Raw genomic sequence first — 22,500 nt, forward strand, 5'->3', positions numbered from 1 at the left:
ACAATCGGAAGTAGAATCTATCTAAATATTACAAAGTGAGACAAAAAGCGCAAAATATTGCGACATTAAATGTGAAATAAATATAGACAAGGGCTAAATCCCCAGAATATAGAAATATCCCAAAATAGGTTATTAAAAGTTAAGTTAGCGAAGTTAGAATTCCATATAAAAAAAGACTTTGAATGCTTAAACACTCAGAGCCTTTACCACTTATCCGATTCTTTTCATCAATCGTTTTCCCTTTTATTTATTAATCTCCCTTTAACATCCGTAATCCATTAAGAATAACAAGAATCGTGCTTCCCTCATGACCAATTACTCCGAGAGGCATATTGATTACTTGCAGAAAATTGCTGGCGATCAAAATACAGATAACAGCCAGAGAGAAAACGATATTTTGCTTCACAATCGCATTCATTTTTTTAGAAATACGAATCGCATTTACCATTTTTGCCAAATTATTTTTCATCAGAACAACGTTTGCCGTTTCTAAGGCAATATCGCTCCCCGCCCCCATGGCAACACCAATATTTGCTGTAGCCAAAGCTGGCGCATCATTAATTCCATCACCAACCATTGCTGTCTGCTGATTTTGTCCCCGCAGCTGTTCCAGGTATCTTACTTTATCCTCAGGCAAACAGTTTGCATGAAACTCTGTTATTCCGGCTTCCCTGGCAATACTTTCCGCTGTAGCCTGATTATCCCCTGTCAGCATAACGGTCCTCAAGCCAAGATTATGAAGCTCTTGAATCGCTGCAACAGCATCTTGGCGGAGGGTATCCTTCAGCATAAATACAGCAATAATCTCTGTGCCTTTTCTCACAAAAATATCAGTCGTTGCCTGTTTCTGTGCAGTAAAAGCTTGTAAGAACTGATCTGCCTCCTGCAATCCAACCAATTCTCTGTTACCAACCAGCCAGGGAACACGGTCTATCTCGGCTGCCAATCCTTTTCCATTATGGTGCTGCACAGATACAGATAATTTTGTCTGTTCTTTTTGATATGCTTCCGCCCAATCCTTCATAGCATGGGCAAGCGGGTGAATGGACTCACTTTCCATCGCATAGATAATATTTGCCAGGGATTTCATGTCTTGACCGGGATCAATAAAGTAGTCAACAACTGCCGGTTCACCTTGGGTCAATGTCCCTGTTTTATCTAAAACAACAGCATCTAATTTAGCTAAGGCTTCTGCATATACCCCGCCTTTAAACAGAATCCCCTGCCGCGCCCCATTAGAAATAGCAGATAACGTTGCCGGCATAATGGAGGCAATCAAAGCACACGGCGAAGCGACAACCAATAGAATCATCGCGCGGTAGATAGTATCTGTCCACGACCAGCTGAATAAATAATGTGGAAGAAACATCATCACCGCGACGGTCAGAAGGACTATCTTGACATACGTCCCTTCAAATTTTTCGATAAATTGCTGAGAAGGAGAACGTTCTTCATGTGCATTTTGAACCAGCTCAATAATTTTTTGGAACATTGTCTCCGTTGGCAATGTATTTATTTCAATTTGAAGACTGCCGCTGAGATTAACCGTTCCAGCAAACACCTCATCACCTGATGCTTTGGATATTGGAATCGATTCGCCGGATAACGCACTCTCATCCACCGTCGTATTTCCTTTCGTAATCAATCCGTCAGCCGGGATTCTCTCTCCTGTTTTCACCATAATCTGATCGCCTGGTTTCAATTGATCAATGGCTGTCACTTCCCCATTTACCAATGTGGCTGTTTCCGGCTGCAGCTTCATCAAGCTTTGCAGTTCATTTTTATTTTTATTTTCTGTATAGCTTTCTAAAGCACCTGATAGGGAAAAGATAAAAATTAAGATAGCTCCTTCCGCCCAGTATCCTATCGAAGCCGCTCCAATAGCTGCAATAATCATCAATAATTCCACATTCAGCTGTTTTGTTTGATATGTCTCGGTAATTCCTTCCTTCGCTTTGGCAAAACCGCCAATCAGAAAAGAAACAATTAATAAGCCAACCCAAAAAGCATGAGCAATATGGCTGGACAATATCCAGGCTGACAAAATAAGTATTCCGCTTACCGCTGCAGCGATAATTTCTCCATGTATTTTAAGATAAGATAAGAAAGAAGCATCGTCATTTGTTTTTATTTCTGTCATTTTATAATCCCCCTTTAACGCAATATGAATCTTTGATATTGATTATCATTTTCATTTATTTATAATTAATATCAATTTATAATTATTATAAATAGTATAGCATACTTTACTCGTAATTTGTTTGTAGATACAGTGACAAATTTTATGGAAAGTATGATAAATTCGCAGTGAAAAGAAACATAACAAAGTGTAACGATGGCACATATCTGCGGTGATATTCTCATATTGCAGTAATCAACGCTAATAAACGAAAAAATACCTGAGATTTCGTCTCAGGCATTTTTTCATTCATTAATAAGTTATTTTTATTCTCTGAATTTCCGTTCTTCTTCCAGTGCTTTTTTTCTGCTGTTTATTTGAGTTAACCCGTATCCGAACAAGCATAGAATGAGCAATAATATGACTACTGTGATAGCTGGTAAAATAATGGAATGGGATTGAATTGCAGCTAAAGTAATAAAAAAAAGCAGAACCGCTGTAATAGAAATAAATCCCAGCAACAGGCGTCGAAACATTCTCTTTAAGTGAACAATCCTTGAATCCAGGTCAGAGAAAAGATTAAATGGTCCCAATGCGGACTTTTTACGAAAATAAATCCAGTTAGAAAACTCGCCAATTTTCTCAGCTCCTGTTTCTTCAATAAAATCAATATAATCTTCTCGTTCTTTTTTTGTTAATTTTGGATCGAGCAATTCTAATCGGTAAATATAGTTATCAGATGCCGCTTTCTCAAAGGTATAATTCGGTACACTTACTTTTGTCAGCTCCCAACCGTCTGCTGCCATTTCATTTAACCATTGCTCTTCTTCAGCAAATTTCCATACAGTGAAAAGCTTTTTTATTTTTTTCTCCATTATTTTTCACTCCCGTCTTCAACTATTTTCTTTCCATTGCTAATCAGCTCCTGCAATCTTAACAGCTCCATCTCCACCATTTTCTTCCCTTGGGCGGTAATCAGGTATTCTTTTTTTCGATTGTTAGCGTTTTTTGGCAAAGCTTCAATCCAGCCTTTGTCTAAAAGGTTATTCAAGGCACCATATAGTGTACCTGCTGCAAGAGTTACCCTTCCCGCTGACATCAATTCTACTTTCTGCATAATACCGTAACCATGAAGAGGCTCATACAGAGAGAGCAGCGTATAATAAATCGCTTCTGTTAAAGCTATCTGTTCATTTTGCATCTTTTTCTCTCCTTTTTATATCTGTTCACGTTATATCGTCCACCGATATAATATAGTATATCGTATCCCGATATAACTGTCAACGATATAAAAAACCTCATTTATAAAGTCTATCTTCGCGATAAACCTTATAAACGAGGCTTTCTCATCCATATCATTTTTTCTTTACTTTTTAAACAGATATAAAATAATTTTTTATTTCCCTGCTCTATTTGGCTGTTTCTCATCTAAGTCCCTGTAAAATCGCTCCTTACGGGAAAGATAGCGTCCATGCCCCCGCCGTTCTCTGGCTCTTTTTATTTGTGCCTGAATATACATCAACAGCGGCAATACACCAAGCGCATACCTTCCATAACGCCCAACTTCAAAATCTGGCAAGACAGCCTCAACTACAACAGGAAAAACTGTAAACACCAAGCCTATCATAATAACTAAAATGATTTCAGCATGGAATCTGCTGCTGATACGCGTAACTTTCCGCCCCATCGCCAGGATAAAGGAAATAATATACACAGACACCAGACAGAACCCTGCATAAAGCATTGTAAAAAATACGGCATCCTTCGCGTTATCACCAATCAGAAAGTTTATTGGTTCGCCCTGGAACAGTATCCCTTCTTCACTGCCGTTAAAAGTGAAGAATACAATAACCATATAGCCAATCATAAAAAACATAAAAAAGGTGAGACATAAAACAACAATACTCCAGAGAATCAAGAAAAGTCTTCGCATTAACCGAAAAATAAGGCCGGAACCGGGTATTTTGCTAAAAATATAAATAATAATAAAAAGTCCAATACAGCCGCCAACTACAAAAAGAGTAGAAAGAATTTCATCTGTTATCATAATCTGCTCCTTCTTTTATCTCCGTACAGAGGAGAAGTTGTTATTATCATATACAGATTATGTATTGCCTGGCAATAGTTTTTTAATCAATTAAGCAGATTGATAAGAGAATACTCATTACAATCTTATAAAGCACAAAACGAACTGAAAGAGATACCAGACCGGTTCTCTTTCAGTTCGTTTGACCCTCAATCAATTCATTTGGTTTTTATTAGTTAATATACAGAGAAGATTTGATATACTGCATGATAAAAAGGCAGCTCAACTTGCTTAATAGCCTGCAAACTCCTCTGTACGGATATTGTCTTCATTTACACCGGCTTCCACAAGCATTTTCTGCATGGCTTCTACCATATCGCCAGGACCGGATAAATAATAAATTGGCTTATTAATATCGGATACATACCGTTTGAGCAAATCTGCGTCAATATGCCCACTCTCTCCGCTCCATTCGTCAGCATCTGCTCTTGTCATGACAGGTACAAACTTGAAATTCGGGTTTCTTTTCTCCATATCCTCAAAATCGGATAAGAATGGCGCATCCTCCGGTGTTTTATTGGAATAAAGCAGCGTCAGTTCATGATCTGTTTTCTGGTTTGTTGCCTCCGCAATCATGCTTCGAATCGGCGTGATACCAATACCGCCAATAATAAATACAGCCGGAGTTGATTCCGTTTTATGCAGGGTAAAGCTTCCATTTGCCCCGTCAAACTCAACTTCACTGCCTTCCGGAAGATTTTTCAACTCTCGTTTAAAAGCGGTATCTCTGAGACGTGTTGTCGTAACTAATTTTTTTTCACTTGGTGCATAGACGAATGATAACGCTCTTTTCGTTCCTTCCTCATCTATCTCACTTGGATTAATCAGTTTGATGTGAGTCAGCTGACCTGCTTTAAACTCAAACCCTTCCGGCATTTCCCAATGAAAGGCCATTGTATCTTTCGCAACTAATTCTTTTTTCTTCAATTTAATTTTCGTGTTTGTCATTTCTATCCGCTCCTTTGCATAGAGTGAACCCCTTGTTACAAAGAGGAGAATTGTAATCCACAATTTTTGATATATATTATTTTACCCTTATTTTTCTCTTCGCAAACAAAACGGCTTTTAAAATAGTTCATGAATAAAGACGCTAACCCTTGCCTTGACAGGATAGCGCCCTATCTTATCCTTGCACAAATTTATTAGAGCCTGGACGGATAATTTTTTTCTTATTCCGTATCTGCCGATAAAAACTCCTGCAGTGCCTGTTTGTTTTGTTCTATATCAATTTCCAATACAGCTCCAGCGTCTGTACGGGCATTCCAAAAAGAATTATCTACAGGGATTCTTAAGGTTTCTATTGGATGCTCGCTTCCGGAAATTAATCCTTTACCTATTGTAAGAATGGTTTTATTATCTACATTTGTATCAACGTATGGATCAGCAACCCCTAACAGTTTCGGCAATTTCACAAAGCCTTGAAGACTCACTACCTCGTCCTTCAGCTTGGTTATTATTTCCTGCTGCCGCTGTACTCTTCCATAATCACCGTCTGCGTCTTTACGAAAACGTACATAACCAAGCAGTTCATCACCATTCAATACTTGTTCTCCCGGTTCAAGTGTCATTCCGATACCTTCTGACATTTGATGTGGTATGTCCACTTCAATACCATTTGGTGCAATAATGTCTGCGATTTTTGAAAAACCTTCAAAATCGACAACAGCATAATAATTTAAATCTATATCAAAATTCTGCTTCAGCGTCTGTCTGAGCAGCTCCGGACCATCAAATGCGAAGGCAGCATTAATCTTCTGCATTCCGTGTCCGGGAATCTCTACATAAGTATCTCGCATAATAGAAGCAAGTTTAATGTCATGTGTGTCCTGATTATAGTGGGCAATCATAATAGTATCTGAAAGACCACGTTCTTCTCCACGGGTGTCACTGCCAATCATTAAAACATTGATTTCCCCAAATTGCGGCTCTGATCCTTCAAAAGGGACAAAGGTTGTGCCATCATCTTTGTAGGGTCCTTCTTTTGCTATTGATAAACCTTGGTAGTATTGCGTTATGGCATAGGCTCCCACTGCAATAATACAGACAAAAATAAAAAGCAGGACACGGCGTCTCCATTTACGTTTCGCAGATTTTCTTTCACGTCTTTTCATATGTAACGCTCCTTGTATTTTTCTTTAAATGAGTGTTCAAAAAATAGTCAACGGTTTTCGTTGGGACTTTTTGAACTTCCTCTTTAATTGGAAAGCGATTTTAAAGCAATTTGTACCGCAACAGCATCATCCACATATCCAATCGGGAAAATATAATCCGGGACAACATCTACCGGTGTAATAAAGTACAGCAGGGCACCTCCCATAATCGTAAGCGTGAAGGGTGTCCCCTTATATTGTACAAATTGGGCATAAAAATTCTTCAGTTGTTTGATAAATGGTCCAATACTGCCTACTTCATCAATCTTATTCTTAAATTGATTGTGGATGATTTGTTTTCCTTCTTCTGTTTGGGCGTATTGTTCATAACCATCTAATTGCTGTTGAACCTCATCCATACTGAAATTATCATGATAAAGATCTGATGCTTTCAGTGTTTGCTGAATCTCTTTCATAGATGTATACATATCCGAAGTGCTTTGAGTTTCTGTTGAATGGATCGAGTAACCGGCAGCCTGCATAAGTTCTGCCAGCGGTACATTCAAACAGGATGCAAATTTTTCTAAGTGCTGAATGTTTGCTTTTCTCTTTCCATTAATAATTCGGGAAATGGTTGCTTTATCGATGCCAGTGTACTCGCTGCATTTTCTAATCGACATTGCACGGGTATGTAATAGCTCTTTTAACCTTTTGCCAAAATTTTCTGTAGTCATATTCGTTATCCTTCCGTTTATATTAATGTTTGTTTATTATCCAGGTATTCTAATAATAATCTAATAGACAATATATACGAATGTTGACATTATGTCAACGAACAAAAAATAATAAGGCACAAATCCATGTTTTACAGAATTATGCCCTTTTTCTATGAATATCTTCACTTTACCGCTTAAAAAATCAGCTTCATTCCTTCATGACTTGCTGAAAACCCTAATTTTTCATAAAAACGATGAGCGCCATCCCGTTGCTTATCCGTTGTCAGCTGTACAAGTCCGCATTTTTCGGCTTTTGCAATAGCAATTGCTTCTTTAAACAAAGCTTCTCCTATTCCTTGTCCACGGAAATTTTTATCAATTCGTACACCTTCTATTTGCGCACGCTTCATCCCTTGCCTCGCTAAACCGGCTATAATGGTTAATTGAATACAACCAATTATTGTTTTATCTTCAATGGCTAAAAGAATTTGATTGCCTGCTTGCGCCTCCATTGCATCAAATGCTTGATAATATTCCTCAGGCAATGGCTCTTCATACCTTTCTCGTCCAGAACCTAATTCATCATCTGCCAATAAGCGGACAATCATGGCTAGATCTTCTCTATGAGCCTTCCGAAAATTCATATTGCATACCTCCTTAAAATATAGTAAACACAACATCCTGACGTTCATATTATTTTTACAATCTTGATTACTGAAGATCGCATACCTGATTGCAGATATCTAAACTAAGCTTGTATTTTAAAATAACCATACCAGTATATTTATTCAGATTATTGCAGCCCTCTGTATGGCTCTACTTTCACCGCCCGGATAGCAGGAAATACCGCGCTCACAAGCCCGACAATAACAGGGATACTCACATTAATGAGAACCAGCCATAGCCATTGCTCAATTGATAAACTGTTTCCATACAAAATTGATAATATTCCTAAGGACAGAAAAATACCGATTATTCCAGCAAGAAAGCCTAGCAGTGCTCCTTCCAGCAGTACCATCATATAAATTCGCTGATTTCCCCAGCCCAGAGCTTTAAAAAGCGCAATTTCCTTTGTCCTTTCAAGTACATTTTGCCAAATAAGCTCTGCTGTTGTCATAACAGCAATAACAAGCGAAAGTATCACAGCATAATAGTGAATCGGCCCAATCTCTAATGCTACATATTCACCCAGCCAGCTGGTGTACATCACACCATCAAGCTGGAAAGAGACAAACAGGAAGAGTATTAACAATGCAGTCGGCAGCGCAATTGTCAGAACAGATACGAAATGACGCCTCCATCTGCTCATCAAATTATTCCGCACAAGGCTTACTACTCCACGAGTTCGCCCCAGTCGTGCCCCTCTCTCACTTATTTCTCCCTGCTTCATTACTTCATACGGGCTTATCCTGTTGACTAAATAACTAGGGTAGAGCGCTCCTGTAAAGTAAATCAATAAGATAAAGCTGATAATCAAACCGATACGCCAAAAGGATAGAGCTCCCGGGTTTTGTTGTTGAAGAATAATCAGTACAATTAAGGTGATAAAGCTTACAAAGCCTCCAATCAGCATCGACTCAGCCAGTAACAAATGACGGAGCTTGCTATTCTTCCATCCTAACGCTTTTAACACAGCAAATTCTTTTTTTCTCGATAGATAGGAAATAAAATTCGTTGTGAACACATACATAATGGCAACCGCCATCAAACAGATAATAATCCCTGAATAGCCTAAGACTGCCTCATCATAAATAGCAATAGACTCCCCTGTTTTAATCCACGGCTGTTCGACCCAGCCAAGGCTGTCTAAATCATCCACTGATGGAATTTGAATTAATACAGGCTGAGGGGAAGATCCCAAGGTAATATCTGCCTCCAATCCTGTTTCATTTGTTATTTCCTGTGCAATAGCTTCAAGCTTCGACTGACTTTCTGGACCAGGGCTTTTAACACCGGCAACCTTGATTCGTATTGCCGAAATTGCCTCCTCTCCCACTATTTCTCTTGCTGCCTCCATGTTTGTCAGCATCGTTGGTGATTGCATCAGGTAACCAAAAGGATTGGACGTTGCAGTAACTTGTTCCGGCGGATTCACCGGACTTCCGTAAGCATCCAGCATATGTTTTGCAGTTGGTGTCCGGTAAGTTTCCATCGGCAGCTCTGTAACAGGATCACTTGATATAGACAGCTGACGGGGATCATAGTAGCCTAAAAATTCTGGGGTTAATCTGGGTGCTCTGCTCAAGGCAGGCTCGTCATAAAAGGATAATTCCCGGTATTTTGTATAATAAGTATAATCAGATATATCTCCAGTCTTTTCCCCATCTATATTCACAATCTGATCACCAGGAGAGATAATTTTATAGGCAATGTCCCATCGCTCCGGGAATGGAGATGGAACTGTTTCATAAGTTAATGGGCTGGCCTTTTCATAAAGTATCAAATCCCTGTAGGCTCCCAATGAAGACTGCTCCAGTAAATTTTCGTGCAGCATTTCGGACGTTGCTTTCACAGTTTCCATAGGCTCTGTCTCAAATGTATCCAGATAACCCTCTTTTCCATTTTGCTCCAGCTCAGCTAAGAATTCCTTTATATCTTCTGCTGATTCCAAATCAGTTCCTATATCCAGTTTTTCAAGCGTTGCCTCCTGATAATTATTAATGGAAGAAACATTACTCATGATAACAGGAGCAGTTACCCGCTGATAATTGAAATCGATCCCCAATTCTTCTAATTCTTCATCGCCCTCACTAGTTTCAGTGATGGACTGTACCTTGTCTGAATCAGAAAAATACCTGTTGCCTTCATTACTAAGCATAGCTTTATTCAGTCTGATGAGCTTTGCTTCTTCAGAAGGATCGATACCGGCAACTAAGAAATTAAAAGTTCCATATAATTCAACGTTTTTCTCTAAATTAACAGACAAGCCATAATGTGAAAGCCTCTCCATATTTTCAGGATTTAGCCCAATATCAATACCATAATAGGCGATATAACCATTTGAATAGTTCTGAATTCCGTCGTTTTCCACATAATTTACAGTAATCTTATAAATACCGCGCTCTGGAAATTTCATTTCAGCAAATACTATTTCTATACTTGTAAAGCCAATTACACTAATCGGCGCAGCAATTTCCACATCATCTATTTCCTTGATTTTATCTAAGTCTTCAAATGAAATACCACCCTGAAGACCGCTTAAATAGTTGGGATCTATCAAACCATCTTTTTCTGTCTCACTTTTGCTTCCATTCGGACGAACAACAATATCATAGGAAGCATTCCATTTCTTTTCTAAAGCATTGACAATTGTCCCTTTACTTGTTTCAGATAAACCGATCAAAAAACTTAAACCGCTGCTGATTAATATAGCGCCAATAACTAACAGAGCAAACTTCCCTTTATTCCGTCTCCAATAATTGATGATCCATTTAATCATTTATCTGGCTCTGCTTATCATTTAATTTTGTATCAGCTATAATTTGCCCGTCCTTCATTTCAATAACCCGGTCAGCCTGCCTGCTCAGCCCCATATCATGTGTAACAAGCAGGACACCACAGTCCGCTTCTCTTTTTATCTCCATCAATAACGCAATAATTTTCCCGCACGTTTCTGAGTCTAAATTCCCTGTAGGTTCATCAGCTAATATCCAATCCGGTTTAGCAATAAGCGCCCTAGCAATGGCCACACGCTGCTGCTGGCCGCCTGATAATTGAGACGGCAGAGCATGAAGCTTGTCACTCAAACCGACTAATTCAAGCAGTTCTTTTGCTTTTGTATTCTTATTGTAGCCGGTTTTACGATGAAATAAGGGGGCTAATACATTTTCAACCGCCGTTAATGCAGGCAGCAAATGAAATTGTTGAAAAATAAATCCAATATGTTTATTTCGAAGTTCGGATAATTGATTGGTGCGAAGCTGACTTATATTCTTTTCATTATAAAAAACTGTACCGCTGGTTGGCTTTTCAAGTGTGCCAATGATGCTTAACAAAGTCGATTTACCAGATCCTGATGAACCAATGATACTTGTAAAATCGTCTTTATGAAGATGAAGCGATATGTCATCTAGCGCTATTGTCTTTATGTCTTGTTTCCCATAAACTTTTGTTATCCCGGTCAGTTTAATTTGCTGATACAATAGATTCCCTCCTCTTTTAACAAAATATGTGTAACTATTCTGTAAAACACATAAAAATTTCCTGTAAAGTAGAGTTATCTAAAGTTGTTCATAACATATACCACAGATTTAATAATAAAACTTAATCTGTTTATACCAAAAGTTATTCATTTAAAACCTGATATTATGGTACCAAAATTCCAATTTTTCTAATTATTATTTTAAATTTATTGTATAAGATTAATAATATACCCTATTTTTGTTTATGTCTTGATTTTATCATTGAAAAGATAGGGAAAAGGAACATTTAGATTCATCTTTGAATTCCCACAAAATAAAACGCTGAGTCTATAATAAACTCAGCATTTTAATGTCTAATATTTCTATCAGACAAACATTTGCAAAGTGATCTCTCTTTCAATAACAGATATGTTCAGAATGGATTAGGTAAAGCTCCAGAGCCATAAATATATAATTGCTGATTACTGTTTAGAGTTCTGCTGCGATACCTGTTTTTACTCATTTTGTTCAAATGCTTCCCCTTCTAAACGGCTTATATCACCCATTATACTTTCCTGTTCATAATCTAATAATCTAATAATTCTTATTAAATCAGGAAGTGCGTCATCAATTGTATATAATTTATCGGAAGCCAGATTATAAGTGACATGAAGCAATCTCTCTTCCATTTCTGCAAAATCTAATTTACGACTTAGTTTGTCAATTAATAAATCTTTCGGTGTTTTTTCCGTTGTCATTTCATCACTCTCCCTAAGAAGATTCTTTAGTAAATATTTTCGTGTTATACTTTTTATGATAGTTACTTTCTATAGAAGTAATGAAAATAAATTTATTATCAAATTCCAAATAAGGTGATAATTGGGTTTATTTGAAATCCTCCCTTCAATTCATTGCAATAACTAAATGAGTTACTTTTTATTTATTATAACATATTAAGTTACATAATCAAACATATGTTCCTGTTTTAATTAAAAAATTATATTATTTCTTAAAGAAAGAGGTAATTAAATGAGCATCGATAAAAATGTCGGAAAGAATATCAAAAGAATTAGAAACGAACGGAAGCTGACGCAAGAAGAACTGGCAAACAAAGTAGGGGCTATCAAACAAACCATTTCAAAAATAGAACGTGGTGTTTTCTCACCCTCCTTTTCACTGCTGGTCAAAATATGTAATGAATTATATACAACACCAAATGAGCTGCTATTAGAGGATTCGCAACGGTTACAATGGATAGCAGAAAGCCCTGATCAATTAGAATATTCTATAAAAGGTTTGGAACAGGAAATGACAATAGTAGAAGATTTATGGGCAAAAGCAGAAAAATATAAAGAGGACGGAGAGAAAAAACAAGAAGCAAAAGTTTTACATGAAATTATAGGCCATTTCGCATGGGAAAATGAACACTATCGTGACGTCGCAGAGTATCTTTATAAAAAAAGATTAAATGATTATTTAACTAAAACATCCAAAGAGCTGAGAAATAATAAGGTGATGAATTTAAGGTTGATGGAGAAAAAAACATTTAAGGAAGATGATTAATTTTTTGAAAATAAAATGATCTGCCTTTTCATTCATTAAGTCAGGCCTTATCTCTGTTTACTGTATAAGTGTTATGAATTTATTTTCTCAATATCATCAGCTCCTTTCTTCAATTAGAATACTTTTCTAATGTTGGTTCATCTAAAAAGATGGACTGTTTTTTTGATTTACTTCCATTCATGCAGATTTTTTCAGGACTAATACGATAGAAATTTTCAGCATGAAAATGGATATGGTGTGATAACGCCCAAAAGATAAGAAAAAAATTTTGGATATTCTTTACTTGATAGCGGCAAAATATCCAATGAAAGTGTATAATGAAATTCGTTACGAAAAATCGACAAAATAGGACAGATATTTTTTTATTTCGTGCAAAATACTTATTAAGAATATATAATAATCAAGAATACTAACTTTTCTTTTGTATATATGGAGGTTAAAAAATATGTTAAAGAAAAAACCAGATAAATTTTCCCTTTATCTCGTTGATTTTGCAAAGCACTTACATGAAGCGGCAGATTATTTTTTTCATTTTAAAGTAAAAGATACTGAAACGCTGAAACAATTTTCCGATACTATTAAGAAGCATGAATCTATTGCCGATGATAAGGTCCACGGAATTATTAAAGATTTAAACCAGGCTTTTATTACTCCTATTGAAAGAGAGGACATTCTCCAGCTTGTAAATAATCTGGATGATATTATGGATGGGATGGAAGATTTCTCCTCAAGAATGGATATTTATCATATATTATCATCAGATGATTACATCGATCAATTTACGAATTACATCTTAAAATGTTCAGAGGAAATTTTAGCTTCGATGGAATTAATAGCAAATCATCAACTTAAAGACGTAGAAGGGCATGCCATCCGTATTAAAGATTACGAAAGTAACTGTGATGAGTTATATCGTGAATCCTTAAAGAATCTATTCCAGAAAGAAAAGGATGCCATTAAAGTAATTCAGTATAAAGAAATTTACGAAATTCTGGAAGAGATAGCTGATTATTGTCAAAACGTAGCAAGTACATTACAAAGTATTATTATGAAAAATGCGTAAAAGTGTGGTTAGAATATGGATTTTCTTACTGTAATTATTGTATTGATTGTAATTTTTGCTCTTCTCTTCGACTTCATAAACGGGTTTCATGATACAGCAAATGCAATTGCAACGTCTGTATCAACGAAAGCACTGACACCCAGAAGAGCAATTATATTGGCTGCTATAATGAATTTTGTCGGAGCATTAACCTTTACTGGTGTTGCTCAAACGATTACCAGCGAAATTACCGATCCTTTTAAGCTGGATAACGGACTGGCAGTCATTTTAGCTGCTTTGATCGCGGCAATTATCTGGAATCTGCTTACGTGGTATGCAGGAATTCCAAGCAGCTCGTCTCATGCAATTATCGGCGCCATTACCGGTGCGGTTATTGTGTCAGCGGGAGTTCAAGCTATTCATTTTCAAGGATTCCTCTCTATCATTGAAGCCTTGATTTTCTCTCCTGTTTTAGCTTTTGTAATCGGGTTTATCTTATATGGGATAATTAAAGTTATTTTTAAAAACAGTAATTTGGCAAAGACAAACAAACGATTCCGGCTCGTGCAAATATTAACAGCATCTGTACAATCCTTTGCTCACGGTACGAACGACGCTCAAAAATCGATGGGTATTATTACCATGGCTTTGATTGTCGGAGGTATGCATACAACGACAGATATTCCATTTTGGGTACAGGCTTCCTGTGCAACAGCAATGGCGCTCGGAACATCTATCGGCGGATGGCGAATCATTAAAACCGTTGGCGGTAAAATCATGAAAATCCGTCCGGTAAACGGAGTTGCAGCTGACCTTACTGGTGCTGCTGTCATCTTTGGAGCAACACTTATTCATTTACCTGTCAGTACAACCCATGTTATTTCATCCGGTATCCTAGGGGTTGGAGCTTCTCATCGTCCCAAGGGTGTTAACTGGGGTGTAGCAAAACGGATGGTTGTTACCTGGGTAATCACCTTACCGATTACCGCTGCATTAGGTGGAGTTATTTATTATATTTTGAATTTGTTCCTATAAAGATTGTTTGGCTGTTAGACGATTAAGCTTAGCGGACAATTTTATATTTTTCTTTTCGGGTCTTTCCTTTAGATAGGAGAGGCTCTTTATTTTATCACTAAAGTGTATAAAACCAGCTTATATAAAATCCCAATCCAGAAAAAATAAATTTTTAACTGGATTGGGCATGTAAGACTTATTCTAATGGTATTACTTTTCTCTATATATCATTTTTATTGAATTTCTCCTCTGCCTAAGCCCACCACATCGTTGCTGGAGCTTCTTTCATATTCACCTGTTTCAGATTTTTCACTGCTGCATGAAAACCTTCCTCAATCGACATAATTGGATCTTCATGCTCGATACTAATCACATAATCATAGCCGTACGTTCTTAATGCACTTACAATATTTGACCACTCCTGAATACTGTGTCCATAACCGACAGAACGAAAGCTCCAGGCACGTGTTTGTACCTCACCATATGGCTGCATGTCCGTTAAACCATACATGTTGACATTATCCTGGTCAATATAGGTATCCTTCGCATGGAAATGATGAATCGCTCCTGCTTTCCCCAGAATTTTAATTGCAGCCACAGGATCAATTCCCTGCCACCATAAGTGACTCGGGTCAAGATTCGCACCAATAGCATCATTTGTAGCTTCACGAAGCTTTAACAACGTATGCGGTGTATGGACTAAGAACCCTGCATGCAGCTCTAAACCGACCTTCACACCATGATCCGCAGCAAATTGTCCTTGTTCTTTCCAATATGGAATTAATTTTTCCTCCCACTGCCATTTCAGAATATCGGAATATTCCGTTGGCCATGGTGTTACCGGCCAATTCGGGTACTTAGAATCTTCATTAGATCCCGGTGTTCCAGAGAAAGTATTCACTACAGGTACATCGAGCATTTCCGCCAGACGAACCGTTTTCACAAAAGCTTCATGACTGGCTTTTGCATGTGCTTTATTCGGCGAAACGGGATTATCGTGGCAGCTGAATGCGCTGATGGTTAATCCGCGTGATTCAATCTTATCCTTGAATTCTTTTCGCTTCTCACTATTTTCTAAGAGTTCATCGATATGACAATGTGCTGTCCCGGGGTTTCCACCTGTCCCAATTTCCACTGCGTCTAATCCGGCATCCTTTACATAATCCAGCATGTCTTCCAACTTTTTCTCTGCAAATAAAACGGTAAATACACCTAGTTTCATTATCTTTACCTCCCCTAGTATGATAGAAAAATGCTTTTTCCTTGCTTACTGCTTTCGTAAATAGCATCGATTACCCTCGTTACGCGTAATACTTCTAGACAAGCACCAATAAAATTCTTCACTTGTAATATGCCTGCCTGGTGATGATCTTCTATTATTTCTGTATGTGTTTCCATCATTTTACCATACTTTGGCTGATAGAACTCATAAGGAAAAACACTTAAACCACCTTTATCTCTAGATATCGAAATATGTGTCTGATCTTCTTTAATATTCGCTGTCCAGGACATTTAAAAAGAAGCGTGCTCTGATTCCCAAAACGGATATACGCACTCACATGATCATCAACATCAATCGCTTCATGGTCATAGCTTCTCCAATGAATAGATTTTCTTCGTTTCCACAGATTCCAATGCTCCCAGGATGATTGCCAGCGATTTCTTACCCTCTTCACCGTCAATTAATGGCGTTGTATCATTTTGAATGGATTCGATAAAATGATCAATCACATGTGTGGTCGTCTGTCCGCCTTCAGCATTTGACTGAATCGCACCAAGCTCATACTTCACGACTTCTCCATTCGCATATTGAGCCGCCAATGAATAGGATGGATCATCTTCTAAGCGGAGCGTCGCTTTCTCACCGTAAATGGTTGTTGAATTATCTTCTTTCGCCGTGTATGCCCAGCTTGCTGCTAACGTACCAATCGTGCCCTTCTCTGATTTTAGGATTAAGGTTGCATTATCATCTACATCTGTGTTTTCCTTCGCACTTGTTTCTACAAAGGCCCCGACTTCCACAAACTCATCCTGTAACAGATAGCGGATTAAATCTGCTTTATGTACGCCTAAATCTCCCATTGCACCGATGAATGCTTTGTCTTTTTGAAAGAACCAGCTATTCTTGCCATCTGCACTCCAACCTTCAGGGCCGCCATGTCCAAATGCTGTACGAAAGCTGTAAATTTTTCCGATAGCACCTGATTCAATTAATTCTTTTGCCTTTTGATGAGAGGCTACAAAGCGCTGATTATGTCCAATCATCAATTTCTTCCCATTTCTTTCCGCCGCCTCAATCATTTTATCCGCTTCTTCTTCAGAGGTTGCCATTGGCTTTTCACAAAGTACATGCACACCAGCATTTAGCGCCTCAATGCTCACAGGTGCGTGTAAATAGTTTGGTAAACACACACTTACTGCATCGATTTTTTCGTTTTTTAGAAGTTCTTTATAATCCGTATAAGCTTTAGCATCATATTGTAGTGCTGCTTTTTCCGCACGCTCTCCGACAATATCGCAGACAGCTGCAATGTTAACCTGTTTGTTCTGTGCATATTCCGGTAAATGACGATGCTTGGCAATGCTCCCGCATCCAATAACTGCTATATTTAATATCATACTTATCTCCCTCTCTCTAATATTATTTATCCTTGTTCAACCGGTTGAAAATTGCCGTACGTATGTTTAGGTGTTCCCTGATTTTGCGCCCATTCTGCAGCGTTTTTAATTACCTGCTGAACTTCTTCCTGATGATAAGTTGGATAAGTTTCATGGCCGGGACGGAAATAGAATATTTTTCCTCTGCCGCGTTTAAAGGTAGCTCCGCTGCGGAATACTTCCCCGCCGGTAAACCAGCTGACAAAAATCAGCTCATCCGGTGCCGGGATATCAAAGTGCTCCCCATACATTTCCTCTTTTCCAATCTCAAAATATTCGCCGATTCCCCTGGCAATCGGGTGAGATGGATCTACATTCCAAACACGCTCTTTATCATTCGACTCCCGCCATTTTAAATCACAGCCTGTCCCCATTAAGGATTTAAAGATTTTAGAAAAATGTGCTGAATGAAGTACAATTAATCCCATGCCGTCTAAAACACGCTGCCTGGTTCTCTCAACAATATCATCCTGCACTTCTCCATGCGCCATATGTCCCCACCATATTAAAACATCTGTCTTCTCTAATAATTCTTTGGTCAACCCATGCTCCGGCTCATCCAGAGTAGCTGTTGTGACATCGTGTCCTGCTTCTTTTAAAAAGCTGGCGATAGCTCCGTGAATACCATCTGGATAAATAGATGCTACTGTTTCATTTGTTTTTTCATGTCTATTTTCATTCCATACAACTATATTCATATTTATTCCTCCACTTCGTTATCTTACTTGCATAATATCTGGACAGAAATTTAAAAAATGTTATCCCTCATACTTTTCAAACATATTTCTAATCAAAAAGGAGCTAATATAAGTAATTAAAGAAAAGCCGATAAAAATATCTAAATATAATTTTATTACGAATACATGCGGCGAAAAAAACATTAAAATAGTTGGACCAAGTGTAATAGCTATAATTAATAACATTGGATAAAGATTAGCTATACCTAATTTTAATACATTTACGCATGCCTGCTTTATCGTACATTTATAACGGGCAATATAGGGAAAAGTCAATACAAGGTACATGCAGAAAACTACTGAGAACATGACTAAACTCATTAAAATTAACGTTGAAAAATTTCCAGTATAGAATTGTAAAAAGAAATAATTCAAGGCTAAAATTACTCCGAATAAAAATAAAAATCCCCAGACAAGCGTGCTTTGTTTAAAATTCTTTTTGAATGCCAGCCAGAAACCGCTAATTATTCCTCCCTCCTCCCCTCTGACCATCTTCAATGTGATTGAAAACATGGCAGTAAGGGAAGCACCAATTGTGACAATCGGTAAACAGCAAAGGAGAAACAATATATTTAATAATATTAATTCTACTGCTCTAGACAAAAAGTGATACACTGGACCATCTATACTTAAAATACTATTCATGTTTTGTTCGCCCCCTGTTGACACTATTCTTTAACAGATCCTACAACAATACCTGTAACAAAGTATTTTTGAAGAAAAGGATAAATTAGCAATAAAGGAATAGTAGAAATTACGATTTTGGCAGCATTAAGATTACGATTCTGAACTTCTGCAATATTCTGCAGTGCGTCGTTACTTGTGCCTGATCTCACTAACTCAGCGATATCAATTGTAAGAGACTGAATATAGGTCATAATTGGATAATTACTTACTTGACTCATATAAATCAACCCCGACATAAAATCATTCCAGTTCCCTACAATACTAAACAACGCCACTGTTGCCAGAGCAGGCAAAGAGACTGGAATATAGACTTTAAATAATATTTGCAGGGGGCTGGCGCCGTCAATAATAGCTGCTTCTTCCAGGGATTTCGGTACACCGACGAAAAAGTTCATAATTAAAATCACACTAAAAATCGGTACCGCCCCTGGTAAGACTAACACCCAAATTGTATCCAATAAATTCAGATTCCTGATTACAATATATGTCGGAATTAGCCCGCCGCTGAATAACATCGCAAAAATAATGATGTTCATATAAATATTTCTACTCTTAAATTCACGTTTCGTTTTGGATAATGGATACGCCATTAATACAATCAGTATCAGGTTAAGTGCTAAAGCAAGCGCCACACGCTGTACAGATATAAAGAATGATCTCCAGAATTGTGCATCCTCCATAATCATTTCATAAGCTTTTGTTGAGAAATTGACCGGCGTAAGCCCGACAACATTGGCCGCCACCGCTGCCCCGCCACTGAAGGATATGGCAACGATATTCCACAAGGGTAATAGACAAACTAACCCCAAAGAAATAACAATAAAATATATGATAAATTTCCCGATTTTTGTGGAGAGACTATTTCCTTGTATCATCTATACTCCCCCTTAGAATAATTTTCTTTCTGTGAATTTTTTGGCTGCGTTATTAGCCGACAGTATTAGAATCAGACCGATTACGGATCTAAACAAACCTACCGCCGCCCCGAAACTGTAATCCCGTCCAACTAAACCTTCCCTGTATACATAGGTATCAATCGTATCTCCAGTTTCATACACAATCGGAGAATAGAGATTATAAACCTGATCAAAGCCGCCTTCTAATACATTTGGCAGACTTAGAATTGCCAAGAGCAGAATAATCGGCAGCATCCCTGGTAAGGTAATATGCCAAACGCGCTTCCACCAATTTGCTCCATCTATACTGGCAGCTTCGTGCAGACCCGGGTCCACAGAAGCAATAGCCGCTAAATAAATTACTGAGTTAAAACCAAACTCTTTCCAGACATCGGACCCGATTAATAAGGGCTGGAACCATGTATTACTTCCAAGAAAATTAATCCTGTCCATGCCGAACGAATTCAACATTTGATTAACCGTTCCATCCAGACTAAATAAATTGACTACAACCGTCGCCAAAACCACCCATGATAAAAAGTGAGGCAAGTAAACAATTGTCTGTACAGATTTTTTAACTAATTTCAAACGAATTTCATTTAATAAAATCGCAAATGCAATCGCCAGCAAAGAACCAAAAATAATCTTTCCTAATGCAATCACTATTGTATTTCGAAAAACTTTTCCAATATCAGGCAGGTTGAACATATATTTAAAATGTTCCAGTCCTACAAATTCTGAGCCGAAGAAACCTTTTGCCGGCACAAAATCCTGAAAAGCCATGACAATCCCAAACATTGGCGCAAAACTAAAAATAAGTAAGAAAATCATTCCTGGCGCTAACATAGCGTGATAGGTTAATTTCGCCTTTTTTACATCCTTCTTCCGATCACGTGCAGGTGCAATCTCATTATTTACTGCCAACCTCCGTCCCCCCTTTTTTAACAAAGGGGCTGTTAATCAGCCCCTCTTTCCTATCTATTCTTGTTGAGCCAGTTCTTCTTCTATTTCTTTCAGAATCTCCTTACCGCCCTGGTTATTCCACTTGTCAACAAACGTATCGAAATAATCAATCGGCTCTGCTCCTGTTATAATCTTAATCAGATCCTCTTCTTCTAACTTTATTAAATTAGCACCTTTTTGCTCCATAGTCGGTGTATTTACAACATAAGCTGCTTTTGCCCAATTAAATCGATCTTCTTCTGTCACCTTATTCATTAGACCCCATCCTACAATACGGGAATGATAGCTGGACCAGCTGCCAGTCGAAGCGTCCTCAGGATTTTCTATATATTCTTCAATCCCTTTTAACTTCTGTCTAACTTGAGAATTAGTAATTTCTTCAACGGCCATCTCCTCATCCAAAACAGCTTGAACATCTTGATAATCTTCCAAATATGTCTGCATAGGAAGAACTACGATATTAAATGGTTTCGTTGAATCATCTACACCCTGTTCCAAATACTCTGCTACCTCAGGAAACGTATTTTCCATATCCTCTTCCGTTGTATTTTCAATATCATCATAGAAGAAGTTCAGCATTTGGACTGCTTTTTCTGGATGCTCATATCCTTTTCTGACAACGATAAAACTGCCGCCTGTTGTTTTCTGTTCAGGTACGTTTACTCTCCCCTCGTCATCAGCTAATACATAAGCTGCAAATCTTGCGTCTTTATCCATCTCCCTGACATTCGATAATCCCCAGTCTGGTATATGCCAAGGACCCGTTGCGATACCTGTTTGCCATTTGTAAGTAATGCCATAATGTCGTCAAATGATCTCGTTCCAAATTGCGGGTCAATAATACCTTCCTCAAACCAGTTATTCATTAATTCAAGTGCTTGTTTTGTACCATCTGATGTTGATCCATAAGTAATACTGCCGTCATCTTCGATTAAATATTTTTTAGGCTGCCCCCCAAAAACCGCAGCAATCGAATCCATCGTAAATGAGCCATATCCTCCAGCATTTAAATAATTTTCAAAAGGTATTCCAACCGGATTGCCAGAATCGCCTGGATCCTCTTCAATGAAAGTTTTAGCAACTTCTTCCAATTCATCCAAAGTAATTAAACGATCTCCATCCTCATCTATGGATATATCTAATTCTTCTAACCAATCCTCACGTATCCAAGTCATTTGCGGTGCTGCCAGCGAATCCGTTCCCGGAATTGCCATCAGACTGTCCTCAAAGGTTGCATCTTCTAAAGGCCGATTATCATAGGTGCCATAGGTTTCTTTAATGTAATCGCTCGCATTTTCTTCGTAAACATCCGTTAAATCTTCAATCAAATCATTATCGACCAGATCCTTTAACTCTTCCCGGGAAACGATCATCATATCTGGTAAATCTCCAGAAGAAATAGCCAAAGCCACCTGCCTGTCATAGTCTGCACCCTCTGCTTCGAAAGCATTTCGAATATCAATATCTAATTGCTCTTCTGCTGCGCGGGTATAGGCATTATCTTCAAAGGTATCCCCTTCAGGTAATTTAGGATTTGAACCAACTGAACGCCCAATATTTATAATGACCTTACCATCCTCTGTAGTTGTTTCACCTTCATTGGAAGATTTCTGCACACAAGCAGCTAGAGCACTGGTAAGCAGTAATAAGATTAATATCAATTTAGTCTTTTTGAATGAATCCGTTTTCATTTCATGTAATCCCCCTTATTATTTTGTCTTTTCAGAGCAAAATCATGGCCATTGATTTCGTATAATTTTATTTTAATTGATGTCTGATTCACGCGAAATATCAAATAATCCGTTTTC

Annotated in this window: 23 protein-coding genes; 3 read left to right on the forward strand and 20 right to left on the reverse strand. The window is 37.9% G+C overall.

Annotation, left to right across the window (positions count from 1 at the left end; genetic code table 11):
- Positions 1 to 250: 250 nt before the first annotated feature.
- From IEX29_RS04355 to IEX29_RS04405, 11 genes are all read right to left on the reverse strand, one after another.
- Positions 251 to 2,140 carry a heavy metal translocating P-type ATPase gene (locus IEX29_RS04355; protein ID WP_188733294.1) on the reverse strand — a complete coding sequence of 630 codons (1,890 nt, stop codon included), beginning with the start codon at positions 2,138 to 2,140 and terminating at the stop codon, positions 251 to 253.
- A gap of 305 nt (positions 2,141 to 2,445) precedes the next feature.
- Positions 2,446 to 2,994 carry a DUF2812 domain-containing protein gene (locus tag IEX29_RS04360; RefSeq protein ID WP_188733295.1) on the reverse strand — a complete coding sequence of 183 codons (549 nt, stop codon included), beginning with the start codon at positions 2,992 to 2,994 and terminating at the stop codon, positions 2,446 to 2,448.
- The gene (locus IEX29_RS04365) at positions 2,994 to 3,320 is read right to left on the reverse strand and encodes a PadR family transcriptional regulator (protein WP_188733296.1); all 327 of its coding nucleotides are present in this window, start codon (positions 3,318 to 3,320) and stop codon (positions 2,994 to 2,996) included. The genes IEX29_RS04360 and IEX29_RS04365 overlap by 1 nt, the downstream gene beginning before the upstream one ends.
- Before the next feature lie 195 nt (positions 3,321 to 3,515).
- Entirely contained in the window at positions 3,516 to 4,166 is a 651-nt protein-coding gene (locus tag IEX29_RS04370) for a hypothetical protein (protein ID WP_188733297.1), read from the reverse strand.
- Positions 4,167 to 4,436: 270 nt separating this feature from the next.
- Positions 4,437 to 5,153 carry an FAD-dependent oxidoreductase gene (locus tag IEX29_RS04375; RefSeq protein ID WP_188733298.1) on the reverse strand — a complete coding sequence of 239 codons (717 nt, stop codon included), beginning with the start codon at positions 5,151 to 5,153 and terminating at the stop codon, positions 4,437 to 4,439.
- A gap of 221 nt (positions 5,154 to 5,374) precedes the next feature.
- A complete protein-coding gene (locus tag IEX29_RS04380) occupies positions 5,375 to 6,316 on the reverse strand; it encodes an LCP family protein (protein WP_188733299.1) in 942 nt (313 codons plus the stop codon).
- An 83-nt stretch (positions 6,317 to 6,399) separates the two neighbouring features.
- Positions 6,400 to 7,029, reverse strand: coding sequence for a DUF1232 domain-containing protein (locus IEX29_RS04385; RefSeq protein WP_188733300.1), 630 nt, complete (start codon positions 7,027 to 7,029; stop codon positions 6,400 to 6,402).
- 176 nt (positions 7,030 to 7,205) lie between these two features.
- Positions 7,206 to 7,655, reverse strand: coding sequence for a GNAT family N-acetyltransferase (locus tag IEX29_RS04390; RefSeq protein ID WP_188733301.1), 450 nt, complete (start codon positions 7,653 to 7,655; stop codon positions 7,206 to 7,208).
- Positions 7,656 to 7,804: 149 nt separating this feature from the next.
- Positions 7,805 to 10,450 (reverse strand): FtsX-like permease family protein, encoded by a 2,646-nt coding sequence (locus IEX29_RS04395; protein WP_188733302.1) that lies wholly within the window; start codon positions 10,448 to 10,450, stop codon positions 7,805 to 7,807.
- Entirely contained in the window at positions 10,443 to 11,153 is a 711-nt protein-coding gene (locus IEX29_RS04400) for an ABC transporter ATP-binding protein (RefSeq protein WP_188733303.1), read from the reverse strand. The genes IEX29_RS04395 and IEX29_RS04400 overlap by 8 nt, the downstream gene beginning before the upstream one ends.
- A gap of 494 nt (positions 11,154 to 11,647) precedes the next feature.
- A complete protein-coding gene (locus IEX29_RS04405; RefSeq protein WP_188733304.1) occupies positions 11,648 to 11,890 on the reverse strand; it encodes a hypothetical protein in 243 nt (80 codons plus the stop codon).
- A 271-nt stretch (positions 11,891 to 12,161) separates the two neighbouring features.
- Between IEX29_RS04405 and IEX29_RS04410 the strand changes: the two genes are divergently transcribed.
- The 3 genes from IEX29_RS04410 to IEX29_RS04420 all read left to right on the forward strand — a co-directional run bounded on the left by IEX29_RS04410 (position 12,162) and on the right by IEX29_RS04420 (position 14,772).
- Complete coding sequence (locus IEX29_RS04410; protein WP_188733305.1) at positions 12,162 to 12,695, forward strand: helix-turn-helix domain-containing protein; 534 nt, start codon at positions 12,162 to 12,164, stop codon at positions 12,693 to 12,695.
- 445 nt (positions 12,696 to 13,140) lie between these two features.
- A complete protein-coding gene (locus tag IEX29_RS04415) occupies positions 13,141 to 13,758 on the forward strand; it encodes a DUF47 domain-containing protein (protein WP_188733306.1) in 618 nt (205 codons plus the stop codon).
- A 15-nt stretch (positions 13,759 to 13,773) separates the two neighbouring features.
- The gene (locus tag IEX29_RS04420; RefSeq protein WP_188733307.1) at positions 13,774 to 14,772 is read left to right on the forward strand and encodes an inorganic phosphate transporter; all 999 of its coding nucleotides are present in this window, start codon (positions 13,774 to 13,776) and stop codon (positions 14,770 to 14,772) included.
- Between the two features lie 232 nt (positions 14,773 to 15,004).
- Here the strand turns inward: IEX29_RS04420 and IEX29_RS04425 are convergent, their stop codons facing one another.
- From IEX29_RS04425 to IEX29_RS26505, 9 genes are all read right to left on the reverse strand, one after another.
- The gene (locus IEX29_RS04425) at positions 15,005 to 15,973 is read right to left on the reverse strand and encodes a sugar phosphate isomerase/epimerase family protein (RefSeq protein ID WP_188733308.1); all 969 of its coding nucleotides are present in this window, start codon (positions 15,971 to 15,973) and stop codon (positions 15,005 to 15,007) included.
- Positions 15,974 to 15,987: 14 nt separating this feature from the next.
- The gene (locus IEX29_RS04430) at positions 15,988 to 16,263 is read right to left on the reverse strand and encodes a hypothetical protein (RefSeq protein WP_188733309.1); all 276 of its coding nucleotides are present in this window, start codon (positions 16,261 to 16,263) and stop codon (positions 15,988 to 15,990) included.
- Positions 16,264 to 16,338: 75 nt separating this feature from the next.
- Complete coding sequence (locus IEX29_RS04435) at positions 16,339 to 17,370, reverse strand: Gfo/Idh/MocA family protein (RefSeq protein WP_188733310.1); 1,032 nt, start codon at positions 17,368 to 17,370, stop codon at positions 16,339 to 16,341.
- A gap of 26 nt (positions 17,371 to 17,396) precedes the next feature.
- Positions 17,397 to 18,107 carry a ThuA domain-containing protein gene (locus IEX29_RS04440; RefSeq protein WP_188733311.1) on the reverse strand — a complete coding sequence of 237 codons (711 nt, stop codon included), beginning with the start codon at positions 18,105 to 18,107 and terminating at the stop codon, positions 17,397 to 17,399.
- 60 nt (positions 18,108 to 18,167) lie between these two features.
- Complete coding sequence (locus tag IEX29_RS04445) at positions 18,168 to 18,791, reverse strand: YesL family protein (protein WP_188733312.1); 624 nt, start codon at positions 18,789 to 18,791, stop codon at positions 18,168 to 18,170.
- Between the two features lie 23 nt (positions 18,792 to 18,814).
- Positions 18,815 to 19,708, reverse strand: a complete 894-nt coding sequence (locus IEX29_RS04450; RefSeq protein ID WP_188733313.1) for a carbohydrate ABC transporter permease — start codon at positions 19,706 to 19,708, stop codon at positions 18,815 to 18,817.
- Positions 19,709 to 19,720: 12 nt separating this feature from the next.
- Positions 19,721 to 20,575, reverse strand: coding sequence for an ABC transporter permease (locus IEX29_RS04455; RefSeq protein ID WP_188733456.1), 855 nt, complete (start codon positions 20,573 to 20,575; stop codon positions 19,721 to 19,723).
- Positions 20,576 to 20,707: 132 nt separating this feature from the next.
- A complete protein-coding gene (locus IEX29_RS26500; protein ID WP_229720085.1) occupies positions 20,708 to 21,409 on the reverse strand; it encodes a type 2 periplasmic-binding domain-containing protein in 702 nt (233 codons plus the stop codon).
- Complete coding sequence (locus IEX29_RS26505) at positions 21,373 to 22,383, reverse strand: extracellular solute-binding protein (RefSeq protein ID WP_229720086.1); 1,011 nt, start codon at positions 22,381 to 22,383, stop codon at positions 21,373 to 21,375. The genes IEX29_RS26500 and IEX29_RS26505 overlap by 37 nt, the downstream gene beginning before the upstream one ends.
- Positions 22,384 to 22,500 lie beyond the last annotated feature (117 nt).

Source organism: Oceanobacillus neutriphilus (assembly GCF_014645515.1).
Taxonomy (GTDB): Bacteria; Bacillota; Bacilli; order Bacillales; family Amphibacillaceae; genus Oceanobacillus; species Oceanobacillus neutriphilus.